Annotated in this window: 11 protein-coding genes and 1 pseudogene; 6 read left to right on the forward strand and 6 right to left on the reverse strand. The window is 61.4% G+C overall.

Going from position 1 to position 11,695, the window contains the following annotated elements; translation table 11 throughout:
* From EN943_RS28555 to EN943_RS28565, 3 genes are all read left to right on the forward strand, one after another.
* Window positions 1-510, forward strand: a 510-nt coding sequence (locus EN943_RS28555; RefSeq protein WP_164778423.1) for an ATP-binding cassette domain-containing protein, incomplete at its 5' end; no start/stop codon positions are given.
* Between the two features lie 78 nt (window positions 511-588).
* Window positions 589-1,584 (forward strand): ABC transporter permease, encoded by a 996-nt coding sequence (locus EN943_RS28560; RefSeq protein WP_127415535.1) that lies wholly within the window; start codon window positions 589-591, stop codon window positions 1,582-1,584.
* A 50-nt stretch (window positions 1,585-1,634) separates the two neighbouring features.
* The gene (locus EN943_RS28565) at window positions 1,635-2,687 is read left to right on the forward strand and encodes a substrate-binding domain-containing protein (protein WP_127415536.1); all 1,053 of its coding nucleotides are present in this window, start codon (window positions 1,635-1,637) and stop codon (window positions 2,685-2,687) included.
* Window positions 2,688-2,848: 161 nt separating this feature from the next.
* Here EN943_RS28565 and EN943_RS28570 read toward each other — a convergent pair whose 3' ends face one another.
* From EN943_RS28570 to EN943_RS28590, 6 genes and pseudogenes are all read right to left on the reverse strand, one after another.
* The gene (locus EN943_RS28570; RefSeq protein ID WP_206522821.1) at window positions 2,849-3,334 is read right to left on the reverse strand and encodes a heme-binding protein; all 486 of its coding nucleotides are present in this window, start codon (window positions 3,332-3,334) and stop codon (window positions 2,849-2,851) included.
* A gap of 60 nt (window positions 3,335-3,394) precedes the next feature.
* Window positions 3,395-3,478, reverse strand: a pseudogene (locus tag EN943_RS38865) (PepSY domain-containing protein); the annotation flags it as partial.
* A gap of 12 nt (window positions 3,479-3,490) precedes the next feature.
* Window positions 3,491-3,634 (reverse strand): hypothetical protein, encoded by a 144-nt coding sequence (locus tag EN943_RS38510; protein ID WP_245476006.1) that lies wholly within the window; start codon window positions 3,632-3,634, stop codon window positions 3,491-3,493.
* A gap of 275 nt (window positions 3,635-3,909) precedes the next feature.
* Window positions 3,910-4,785 carry an alpha/beta hydrolase gene (locus EN943_RS28580; RefSeq protein ID WP_127415538.1) on the reverse strand — a complete coding sequence of 292 codons (876 nt, stop codon included), beginning with the start codon at window positions 4,783-4,785 and terminating at the stop codon, window positions 3,910-3,912.
* Window positions 4,786-4,922: 137 nt separating this feature from the next.
* On the reverse strand, window positions 4,923-6,977 hold the full coding sequence (locus EN943_RS28585; protein WP_127415539.1) for a bifunctional aldolase/short-chain dehydrogenase: 2,055 nt from the start codon (window positions 6,975-6,977) through the stop codon (window positions 4,923-4,925).
* A 91-nt stretch (window positions 6,978-7,068) separates the two neighbouring features.
* Complete coding sequence (locus EN943_RS28590; RefSeq protein ID WP_127415540.1) at window positions 7,069-8,034, reverse strand: sugar-binding transcriptional regulator; 966 nt, start codon at window positions 8,032-8,034, stop codon at window positions 7,069-7,071.
* Window positions 8,035-8,224: 190 nt separating this feature from the next.
* On the opposite strand from EN943_RS28590, the gene EN943_RS28595 reads away from it, so the two are divergent.
* The 3 genes from EN943_RS28595 to EN943_RS28605 form a co-directional block, all read left to right on the forward strand.
* Window positions 8,225-9,865: an acyl-CoA synthetase gene (locus EN943_RS28595; RefSeq protein WP_127415541.1), complete on the forward strand. Its 1,641-nt coding sequence runs from the start codon at window positions 8,225-8,227 to the stop codon at window positions 9,863-9,865.
* 428 nt (window positions 9,866-10,293) lie between these two features.
* On the forward strand, window positions 10,294-10,899 hold the full coding sequence (locus tag EN943_RS28600) for a TetR family transcriptional regulator (protein ID WP_127415542.1): 606 nt from the start codon (window positions 10,294-10,296) through the stop codon (window positions 10,897-10,899).
* A gap of 64 nt (window positions 10,900-10,963) precedes the next feature.
* The coding region (locus EN943_RS28605; RefSeq protein WP_245476007.1) for an efflux RND transporter periplasmic adaptor subunit at window positions 10,964-11,695 on the forward strand (732 nt) is incomplete at its 3' end.

The following is an 11,695-nucleotide window of genomic DNA, read 5'->3' on the forward strand; positions in this document are numbered from 1 at the left end:
TTCCTGGTCGCCAAGGACCGCGGCGAGAATGGCATCGTCCAAGGCTTCAATATCCAGGAAAATATCAGCCTGCCGTTTCACAAGCGCATGTCACGTTTCGCTGTTCTCAAGCGCCGTCTCGAACGCGCGATTGCGCGCCGGCAGATCGAGGAGCTGGGCATCGTCTGCCGTTCCGAGAAGGACGAGATGTCGGAGCTGTCCGGCGGCAACCAGCAGAAGGTGATGGTCGCCCGCTGGATGGCGCAGGATGCAAGGCTGTTCATTCTGGATGAGCCGTTTCAGGGCGTCGATATCTCGGCCCGGCGCGACATTGCCGCCAAGCTCAGGGCCAGTGCAAACGGACGCGCCACGCTGCTGTTCGTCACCGAACTCGACGAGGCGCTGGAGACCGCCGATCGCATCCTGGTCATGTCGGAACAGACCATCGTCGGCGAACACCGCAATGCCGATGTCGATCTCGACCGTCTGCTGGCTGAGGTCGCCGGCGGGCCGCTGCACAGTGCGGCCTGAGCGCGGGCGACAGGATTGGAATGGAGAGAGCATGGGTTCGGATTGGGTAAAGACGGCAGCAGCGCGCGGGAGCGCCGGATGACATTGCGCGACCACGCCATCCGCTACGGCTTCATCGTGCTCTTGTTCGGGCTCGTCGCCTATTTCTCGATCGCCGCCGACGGTTTCATTTCGCCGCAAAGTGCGGTCTTCATCTTCCAGTCGGTCGCCATCACCGGCGTTCTGGCACTCGGCGTCACCGCCACGCTCGTCGTCGGCGGCTTCGACCTGTCGATCGGCTCGGTCGCGACATCAGCCATGATGGCGGCGGCCTACGTGATGGTGGTGCTGGAGCAGAACGCCCTTGTCGCGGTCGTCGTCTGCCTGCTCATCGGCGCCATTGTCGGCCTGATCAACGGCTGGCTGATCGTCTACATGCGTGTGCCCGATCTGCTGGCGACGCTCGGCATGATGTTCCTGCTCGTCGGCCTGCAGCGCATTCCAACCGAAGGCCGCTCGATCGCCACCGGCATGACCATGCCTGACGGTTCGGTCGCCAACGGCAAATTCTCCGACGCCTTCCTGGCGCTTGGCCGCCACCGCTTCGACTTCTTCATCCCGAACCTCATTCCGGTGTCGGTGGTGGTGCTGCTCGTGCTCGCTGTGCTGATCTGGTTTTTCCTCGAATACACCCGCTTCGGCCGCATGATGTACGCCGTCGGCAGCAATGAGCGCGCCGCCGAACTCGCCGGTGCGCCGGTCAAGGCATACAAGATCTGGGCTTACGTCATTTCGGGTGTTTTTGCCTCGATCGGCGGCATTCTGCTCGCTGCCCGGCTTGGACGCGGCGACATCGCCTCGGGTAACAATCTGCTGCTCGATGCGGTTGCCGCGGCGCTGATCGGCTACGCGGTGCTCGGTGCTGCCAAGCCGAACGCCTTTGGCACCGCCATCGGCGCGCTGTTCGTCGGCATCTTGCTGCAAGGCCTGACGATGATGAACGCGCCTTACTACACGCAGGATTTCGTCAAGGGCGTGGTTCTGGTCGTCGCCCTTGTCTTCACCTTTGCGCTTTCAGGCAGGGGCAGGAGGTAGCTTTCGACCGGAACAAGATTTTGAGTTCAACAAGAGTGGAGGAAAACAAAGTGAGCATTACAAGAAGACTTCTGGGAAAAGTGGCGCTCGGATTGGCCGGCGCAACCATGCTGATGCAGGTCCCGGCGCTGGCCGCGGACAAGCCGGCGCCTTTCGACAAGCCCGGCGTCAAGATCGCGCTGGTGCGCTATCTCTCGACCGGCGACTTCTTCCAGGCCTATCTCTCGGGCGTCGAGGCGCAGTCGAAGGCGCTCGGCATCGATCTGCGCGTCCTCGACAGCCGCCAGGATGCTGCCCTTCAGTCCGACATGGTCGATCAGGCCATCGCGCTCGGCGTGCAGGGCATCATCATCCAGCACGGCCTGACGGAATCGATGAAGGACGCTGCCCAGCGTGCGGTCGACGCCGGCATCAAGGTGGTGGCGTTCGACGTCAATGTCGAAAATCCCAAGATCCCGCAGATCGAACAGTCCGACCGCGACTTGGCCCGCCTCGCGCTCGAGCAGGCTGTCAAGGACAATGGCGAAAGCTGGAGTGCCGGCTATGTCTATGTCGCCGGCATCGCGCCGCTCGACCGCCGCAACGAGACCTGGGTCGACGTCAAGAAGAAGTATGCCGGCATCAAGGAAGTCGCGATGTTCGGCACGCTCGACAATCCGATTGCCAACTCCGTCGCCAACCAGGCGCGTTCGGTGCTGACGGCGCATCCCGACATCAAGGTGATGTTCGCTCCCTATGACGAATTTGCCAAGGGCGTGAAGATCGCCGTCGACGAAGCAGGCTTGAACAAGGGCATCAAGATCTATTCGGCCGACATTTCGACCTCGGATATCGCTGCGATGCGTGAACCCGACAGCGCCTGGGCCGCGACCGCCGCGACCAACCCCGCCGTCGTCGGCCAGGTCTCGGTGCGTGCGCTGGCGCAGCTGCTGGCCGGCGAAGATCCCGGCCACAACGTCGTCGTGCCGCCGACGCTGATCACCCAAAAGGACCTCATCGACAAGGACATCAAGAACATGGAGGACCTGTCGGCCAAGCTGCCGCAGTTCGCCCACGCCGATGTCGCGATGCCGGCCTGGATGCCGAACCCGAACTCGAAGTAGGTTCGGGAACAGGTCACCCGCTTCCAATCGACAAACGGAGCCGCCTGTAGCAGCTTGTTGCAGGCGGCTTTTTTGTTGAAGACAAGCTGATGCGATGGCTTGGCTCCTGACTGAGCTTTTGGCAGACGGATCGATTGGCGAACGTCTAGCCACGAAAGAAACTAGTTCAGCTTGTCCTTGATCTTCTCGACCGCAGCCTGGGCGCATTCCTCGTCCAGGTTTCCACCGGGGGCGCCACCAATGCCAATTGCGCCTATGGTTTCATCGCCGATCTTGATGGGGACGCCGCCGGCAAGGACCAGATATCCAGGGATATCGACAAGGCCGGCCGCTCCGGGATTCTCCTGAACTGTCTTCGCCATAGCGCTCGTTAGCGCCCGGCCAGAGGCGGCCGTGAACGCTTTCGCCTGTGCCGCGCCTACAGTGTGCGGTCCGGCCCCATCAGCTCTCATGAGAGAGCGCAGCACCCCCGCCCGATCGACGACGGCCACTGAGACATTATAGCCCTTGGAGCTGCAAGCTTTGACGCCTTTCTGGGCCAGCTCCGTGGCTGTTGCCAGGGATATGTTTCTCTCGTGAAGCTCTTCCGCCGAAGCGACCGAACCAAGGGTGAAAATTGCGAGGGATACATAAGCGAATGTCTTCATTGTGATCTCCAATCATTGGCGCAAGAAAGATGACCGTTGAGTAGTCGATGTCCGTGGCGGCTACTTGATCGCCTCGCCAGACTTCGGATCTATCTTGATTTCGGCCTTCGCCCCGTTCTTCACGAAGTACTCGATTTCGTAGTATCCACGATCGTTCTAGTCGACCTCGTCGATATATTCGATATCCGGGGTCTGCTCCACTTTGGCAATTATATCGGACAGTTTGGCGCCCTGCGGAGGCGCCGCATGGGCGCCTGCCGAAATGAGGGTCAGCATCGTAGCGGCAATCACAAAGCGCATAGCGTTATCCTTCGATCTGCTTCCGAAACGCCCCACCCGTGACACGAAAACACGAATGCAGCAGGGCGACAAGCAACGCTGTAGAATTTGCAAAACAATTGGTAAATACGAGAGAACTAATGGACAGATAGATGAATTACGTGGCCAGAGATCGAATATATTCCTTTAGTCACCTCGGAATTGAATTAGTGAACTGCGCCGTGGCCGGAACCTTGTTTCGATGCGGCAGTGACGAGGCTGATTCGCGGCTGGGAACCAGGGCCTGGAAACACATCCTAGGGGTGCTGTAGCAGGGGTTTCGCGGCGGCGGCAGAAGGATCCCGTTTTGGGTCGTTCCAGAAGTCGAGCACAGTCGAGATTATTGCCTCCGGCGCGTCTTCCTGAACGAGATGTCTGGCATTTGGAACCACGATGAACGGCGCACCGGGGATGCGACGCGCGAGTTCTCGCCCGTCGTCGAGCGGAATCCACTCGTCGTCTTCACCCCACAGGATCGTCACAGGGCAACGTATCTCGCCGTATCGCCACTCAACCTCTCGACTGTACTTGTCGTCCATCTGCGCGATCTGACGCCAAAAAGCCTTTTGTCCCTCGTCTCCAAGCCATGGCTGCAGATAGAGCTGCATTTCGTCCGGGCGCAATGCGTTTGCGACAGCGCCGCCGATATAGGCACGAAGCATAGCCTCATGGATATAGGCCGGCAGACTGGCAAACGCTTTCTCGTGCTCTTTTGCCGCTTGAACCAAGGGCGATCCCTGAGGGCTGATCGCGACCGGATCGATCAGCACCAGAGAGCGATAATCGAGCCCGTTGAGCAGGTGGCCACGCAACGCGACGGAGCCGCCGAAGTCATGCGCCACGATGTCGGGCCCCTCCAGCTCCCAGTGAGCAAAGAGCGCCGCGAACAGCTCGTTTTGAATCCCGCGCGACACGTCCGCGTCGGGCTTGGCGGATTGCCCGTAGCCGAGCATGTCGAAATAGTAGATCCGGCGCCGTTGCCCGAGCCAAGCTGCAATCCGCCGCCATTCCACCGACGAAAACGGGGTACCATGAAGCAAAACCGCCGGCGGGCCGTCGCCGATCGTTCCCCACGCGATCGGGTGACCCGAAAAAATGAAGCGTTCGGGCAGGGACCAGTCATCGGTTGGCATGAGGGAACTCCCGGCAACAATTTAGCTGCCTGACCTTGCTCGATCTCAATGGCCGGTCGGGTCGAAAGTTCCCAGCCGCCCCTCTCAAGCAAGCTTCGGAGTTGCACGGCACCTTTTCGTCTAAACGGATTTCTACATCAGCGCAGCGCTGCCGCGATATTCCCGCCGTCGACCGTCGTCACGTCGGCGGTGGTGCGATCGGCCAGCGCGTGATGCAGGAAGGCCTGCGCCACGTCCTGCGCCGTCACTTCCTGGCCGAGCAGATTGCCGGACATGTAGTCCTTCTCCGACACGCCGCGCGCGCCCGACCGGCTGGCGATCATGGCATCGGTCAAAAGGCCTGAACGGATGCGGTCGGCGTTGACGGCGTTCGAACGGATGCCGTGCGCGCCATAGTCGAGCGCGTATTGCCTGGACAGGAACAGCGTCGCTGCCTTTGGCACGCCATAGGCGCCGAACTTCGGGCCGGGGTTGACCGCCTGCTTGGAGGTGTTGAACAAAAGCACGCCGCCGGTGCCCTGCTCGAGCATGATGCGCACGGCGTTCTGCGCCACCGATTGGTGGGCGAAGAAATTGAGCTCGAAACTCTTGCGCAGGAGCGCGTCGTCGAGCTCGCCGATGCGGCCTTCCCAGGCCGCCCCTGCATTGGACACCAGGATATCGACGCCGCCGAACACAGAGACCGCTTTGTCGAAGGCGGCACGCACCTGTGCCGGGTCGGTGATGTCTGCGGCGACGCCGATCGAATTGTTGCCGGCTTTCTTCGCCGCATCGGCAGCCTTTTCGGCGTCGAGATCGACGACGACGGCATGGGCGCCATTGTCGGCGAATAGCTTTGCTGTCGCTGCACCGATCGCGCCAGCGCCGCCGGTAATCAGCACCACCTGGCCAGTCAACGGCTTCGGCTTGTTGGAAGCGAGCTTGGCCTGTTCCAGCGACCAGTATTCGAGCGGGAACAGATCGGCCTTGGAGAGCGGATGGAAACGGCCGACCGCCTCGGCGCCGCGCACCGCCTCGATCCACATCTCGCCGACATCCGACGCGATCTTCGCGTCCTTCAGCGTGCGGCCGTGGCCGAACATGCCGAGGCCGGGCACCAGCGTCAGCCGCGGCATCTGGTCGAGCATGGTGCGCTTGACGTCGTCGAGCGCATCATTGGTTTCGAAATAGGCGCGATAATCCTTGGCGAACGCGTCGACATGGCTCTTGATCACCGCCTTGTAGTCGCCGGCCTTGTCGGCATCCGGCGCCGGCAGCGCCATCGGCCCAGTCTTGATGCGGATCGACAGATCCGGTGTCGACACGCCGCGTCCGGCATAGTCGGCGATCTCGGCCGAATTGATGAAATCGACAATTGCCGGCGAAGTGCGGAAATCGCTGACCATGCGGTCGAAGCGGCCTTCGCCGCGCGCCACCGCCACCGCGCCGCGCAGCATCGGCGCGATCGACGCCGGTGTCGCGAGCTTTGCCGGCAAGGCTGCCTTTGCCGCCTTCGGCTTGCCGCTTGCGGCAATGAAGTCTTCGGCGACGTTCACATAATGGATCATCCGGTCGTAGGCCTGCTTCGCATCGTCGCCGAAGGTGAAGATGCCGTGCTTGTCTAGGATCAGGCCCTCGACGTCAGGGTCGGCGTCGAAGATGTCTGCGGCCGCCTTGGCGAGGTCGAAACCGGGCATGATGTAGGGCACATAGCCCATCTTGGCGCCGAAAACCGTCTTCACCAGCGGCTTGGAGTCTTCCTGGTCGACGATGGCGAGGATGGCGGTCGAGTGCGTGTGGTCGACGAATTTGTGCGGCAGGAAGGCATGCAGCAACGTCTCGACCGACGGGTTGGGCGAGGATGGGTCGATGAGGTTGACGCGTTGCAGGGCAACCATGTCCTCGTCGGCCAGCCTGTTCAGCGCGCGCGCCTTGAGCAGCGGCTTGAGCTTGACCGCCGGCAGGCCCTGCGGCTCGATGACGCCCATGTCCCAGCCGCTGCCCTTGACGCACAGCACGTCCCACTGGTCGCCGACGAGGTCGGTTGCCGTCGTCTTGCAAGAGGTGTTGCCGCCGCCATGCAGGACCAGCCGCGGCTCGCCGCCGAGCAGCCGGGTCGTGTAGACGCGCAGCGCCAGGTCGCGGCCGACACCCTTTTTCGCGTAGTCGTCGACGAGTTTTTCGGCTGCTTCGTCATTCCACAAATTCTTCATGTTCGCTTCGTCCGGTTGTTTGTCTTTGATGGTGAAACAGGAATGCCGCGACGCTTTGATGACAATGCGCCGGCGGCGGAGAGGAGGATTTCTAGGAGGCCTTTTCTGTCGTGGCAGCCGCATGATCCAGGAGCCGCTGCGCCATGTGCGCGCCGACCACCAGATGCGTGCAAAGGCCACCGGCGATCGCCGCGAGCAGCGGTTCGAACTTGCTGTCCTCCTGCACCACCACCAACCGCCTGGCGATGGCGCGCAGCGAGGCAAGCTCGGCGGAGATCACCCGCCTGTTATAACTGCAGTCGAGCACCTTGCCCTCGGCGTCTATGATCTGCCCGGCAATCACACCGGCAGCGCCTTGGCTGCGCAGATCCGCCATTTCACGTGGCGTCAGCGCGCCGCATTTGACCAGATGGCTGTCGGCGTCGACCGCGCCGACCGAGTATAACGCCAGGTCGCATTCGCTGACACCCGACAATTGTTCCCGGATCACCGGCTCGGCACGCAGCGCACGCGCGAGTTCTTCCGTAGACAGCACCAGCGGCGCGTAGAAATTGAGCCCCTTGGCGTTGAGCCGTCGCGCGATTTCCATGGTGCATTGGTCGGGGCGATAGGAATAGGGCGCGCCGAGATTGCCGCAGAGCTGCACCACAGTGACGTCCTGCAGATCGGCATAGGACATGACGTCGGCGATCATATAGACGGTGCGGCCCCAGGCGACGCCGATGCGGTCGCCTTTTTTGACCAGTTCGAGAAAGACGCTTGCTGCCAGCACGGCGATTTCCGTCGACGGGTCGGCGATATGATCATTCTCCGGTGCGATCCAGACGGCGTCGAGGCTTAACGCATCCTCAAGCTTGCGCGCCAGCACGTCGTCGGTGAAAAGCTGCGTCGAGGTCGAAATGTTGACGATGCCGGTCTCGCGCGCCTTGCGCAGATACATGGCGACCGAGGCACGGGAAATGTTAAGCTGGCTCGCCACCTGGTCCTGCCGCAGGCCATGGGCATAGTAGAGCCAGGCGGCCTTGTGGATGAGCTGTTCTGCCGGTCGGATCGCCATGCCGTCTCCTCGGCTGACATTATTCACGGGTCTCGACAAAAGTCAAATTGGGCAGAGGTATGCTATACTCCCGCTTACGCCGAATCTGGTTCATCATTGTGCCAAATGCGCTCTCTCGTGGCATCGTTTGTGGTGACGCGGCCCGAGCCTGTGATTAGAACGTCTGAAAGAAAATCGCGGGGAGCACGGGATGGGCAGTCCTTACGAACAGGATCTCGACAAGAACGCGGCCAACCATCAGCCGTTGACGCCGCTCACCTATCTGGAGCGCGCGGCCAAGACCTATCCCGACCAGATCGCCATCATCCATGGCCGCCAGCGCATCGACTATCGCACCTTCTGGCAGCGGTCGCTGAAGCTTGCCTCGGCGCTCGACAGGCGCGGCATCGGCAAGGGCGACACCGTCACCGTCATGCTGTCAAACACGCCGCCAATGCTGGAGGCGCATTTCGGTGTGCCGATGACCAAAGCAGTGCTGCATTCGCTCAACACCCGCCTCGATGCCGCGGTCATCGCCTTCCAGCTCGATCATGCCGAGACCAAGGTGCTGATCGTCGACCGTGAATTCTCCGGCGTCGTCAGACAGGCCCTGGACCTGGCCAAGGTCAAGCCGCTGGTCATCGACTATGACGATCCCGATTACGCCGCCGACGCGCCGTATCCGAAGGGTGAGCGCATCGGTTCGCTCGACTATGAGGACTTCATCGCTGGGGGCGACGCGGACTTCGCCTGGGCGATGCCCGACGATGAGTGGGACGCCATCTCGCTCAACTACACTTCCGGAACGACAGGCAATCCGAAGGGCGTCGTCTACCACCATCGCGGTGCCGCACTGATGGCCTACACCAACACCATTCATGCCGGCATGGCCAAGCACGCCGTCTATCTCTGGACGCTGCCGATGTTCCACTGCAATGGCTGGTGCTTTCCCTGGACGCTCGCCGTCCAGGCCGGCACCCATGTCTGCTTGCGCTGGGTGCGGCCGAAGCCGATCTACGATGCGATCGCCGATCAGGGCGTCACCCATCTGTGCGGTGCGCCGGTGGTGATGTCTGTGCTGATCAATGCCAGGGACGAGGACAAGCGTGCATTTCCGCAGACGGTCACTTTTAACACCGCCGCAGCGCCCCCGCCGGAAGCGGTGCTGTCCGGGATGGCGGATGCCGGCTTTGCAGTCACCCATCTCTACGGCCTGACCGAGACCTATGGCCCGGCGGTCGTCAACGAATGGCACGGCGAATGGGACAATCTCGAAAAGGGCGAGCGCAGCGCCAGGAAGGCGCGGCAGGGCGTGCGCTATGCGGCACTCGAAGGCCTGACCGTCATGGACCCCGAGACGATGCGGACGACACTGGCCGATGGTGAGACCATCGGCGAGGTCATGTTCCGCGGCAACATCGTCATGAAAGGCTATTTGAAGAACCGCAAGGCGAGCGACGAGGCCTTTGCCGGCGGCTGGTTCCATTCCGGCGATCTCGGCGTCATGCACCCCGACGGCTATATCCAGCTCAAGGACCGCTCCAAGGACATCATCATCTCCGGTGGCGAGAACATTTCCTCTATCGAGGTCGAGGACGCGCTCTACAAGCACCCGTCGGTTGCCTCTTGCGGCGTCGTCGCCAGGCCCGACGACAAATGGGGCGAGGTGCCTGTTGCCTATGTCGAGCTAAAGCCCGGCAAGGTCGCGACCGAGGCGGAGATTATCGAACACTGCCGGGGATTGCTGGCCCGCTTCAAAGTGCCGAAAGCGGTCATCTTTGCCGAAATCCCGAAGACCTCCACCGGCAAAATCCAGAAATTCCGGCTGCGGGAAATGGCCAAGGTCGCCTGAGGCCCTCGTCGCTGCTCTCCTCTAGTTACGACTTTTGCGGTTAGGCAAAGGCTCCGCGACTTCGTCATCCTAGGGTGGAGCAGTCGCGAAGCGACGTCGCGGAAACCCTAGGATCCATGCCGTGACCTTGCGGCCGTGCTCCGGCAGTCGAGAATGGCTTGCTATCGATGACAGGTCACGGACGGCGTAATCTATTGATCTGTCACACTCTTTGACTGATGTCGCGGCATGGATCCTAGGGTCTTCGCCGCGTCGCTCCGCTCCTTGCTTCGCCCTAGGATGACGAAGCGCGTGGTGGCGACAGCAGGCCCTCTGTCACCATCTGTCACCATTCGTACGCGTACATCGAATCCGCATTGACAGGTCGTTCTTTTCGATTTACGAGTGATGAAAATTGAAATTCGTCACTCGTAAATCGATAGAGGATCATGTCCGAAGCTGCCACCATAGTTGCCGAAGCCGCCCGACAGGAAAATGTAACGCGCATTCTCGATTGCGCCGAGCGCCTGTTCCGGCACTACGGCTACGGCAAGACCAATGTCGCCGACATCGCGCGTGAGCTCGGCATGTCGCCGGCCAATATCTACCGTTTCTTCGCCTCCAAGGTCGAAATCCACCAGGCCGTCTGCGGCCGGATGCTCGGCGCCAGCTACAAGATGGCCTACGAGATTTCGCGCCTGCCGATAAGCGCCGAGGAGCGGCTCCGGCGTTACGTGCATGCGCAATACAAGATGACGATGGAGGTCATGCTCGACGACCAGAAGGTCCACGAGATGGTCATCGTCGCCCTCGAACGGGATTGGGGTGTGATCGACAAGCATGTCGACAGCATTCACGACCTGTTTGCGGAAATCATTCGTGAGGGCATCGAGGCCGGTGAGTTCAGAAAACAGGATCCGGTTATCGCGTCTCGCTGTTTCGGTGCCGCGACCGTCATCCTGTGTCATCCGCAGATGGTGGCGCAGTGCCTCGCCAAGACCAACCGGGCAATGCCTGACGACCTCGTCGACTATGCAATCAAGGCCTTGAAGTAGGCTCCGCCTGCCGGGCAGCGGTTTCAACGATTCATCTCCACTTTTCGGGAGTACGCGCGTGTCTTTGTTCAGTTCAATCATCGGCAGGCTGCCGGCTGTAGGCCCGGTGCTGCTTGTCACCGCCGCTCTCGGGCTTGCCGGCTGCAGCCAGGAAAAAGCCGAAGTCAAGGATATCATCCGTCCCGTCAAGGTTGTCGAGATCGCGAAGGCGCATGACACCCGCATGCTTTCCTATTCCGGCTCGGTGCGGGCCCGCACCGAGAGCGCTCTGGCGTTCCGCGTCAATGGCAAGATCACCGAGCGCCTCGTCGATATCGGCCAGCATGTGGCCTCGGGCGATGTGCTCGCCCGCATCGATCCCATTGACTACGACCTTTCGGTCAAGAGCGCGCAGGCAGCGCTCGATGCCGCCGAGCGGCAGGTCGAGACCGTGGAGCTTGCCCGCAAGCGTGCCGAGCAGCTTTTTGCCAAGAATTTTGCCCCGAAATCACAGCTCGAACAGGCGACCTTGACCTATGACCAAGCGGTCGCCACGCGTGATTCCGCCCTTTCGACACTTGCTCAGGCGAAGAACCAGGTCGGTTATACCGATCTCAAGGCCGACAGGGATGGCATCGTCACCACGGTCAGCGCCGACGTCGGCCAGGTGGTCGGTTCCGGCACGCCGGTTATCACTGTCGCTGTCGACGGCGAAAAGGAAGTGCTGATCGCCGTCCCCGAAATGGAAATCGCCGAATTCAAACCGGGCAAGGCCGTCAAGGCGGGCTTCTGGTCCGACGATGCGCTGGCGCTCGAC

The sequence above is a fragment of the Mesorhizobium sp. M7A.F.Ca.US.006.01.1.1 genome (assembly GCF_003997935.1).
GTDB lineage: Bacteria > Pseudomonadota > Alphaproteobacteria > Rhizobiales > Rhizobiaceae > Mesorhizobium.

Coding starts and splice junctions, on each gene's coding strand:
- EN943_RS28560 (WP_127415535.1), top strand. CDS start 589: ATGACATTGCGCGACCACGCCATCCGCTACGGCTTCATCGTGCTCTTG.
- EN943_RS28570 (WP_206522821.1), bottom strand. CDS start 3,334: ATGAAGACATTCGCTTATGTATCCCTCGCAATTTTCACCCTTGGTTCG.
- EN943_RS38510 (WP_245476006.1), bottom strand. CDS start 3,634: ATGCGCTTTGTGATTGCCGCTACGATGCTGACCCTCATTTCGGCAGGC.
- EN943_RS28580 (WP_127415538.1), bottom strand. CDS start 4,785: ATGCCAACCGATGACTGGTCCCTGCCCGAACGCTTCATTTTTTCGGGT.
- EN943_RS28585 (WP_127415539.1), bottom strand. CDS start 6,977: ATGAAGAATTTGTGGAATGACGAAGCAGCCGAAAAACTCGTCGACGAC.
- EN943_RS28590 (WP_127415540.1), bottom strand. CDS start 8,034: ATGGCGATCCGACCGGCAGAACAGCTCATCCACAAGGCCGCCTGGCTC.
- EN943_RS28595 (WP_127415541.1), top strand. CDS start 8,225: ATGGGCAGTCCTTACGAACAGGATCTCGACAAGAACGCGGCCAACCAT.
- EN943_RS28600 (WP_127415542.1), top strand. CDS start 10,294: ATGTCCGAAGCTGCCACCATAGTTGCCGAAGCCGCCCGACAGGAAAAT.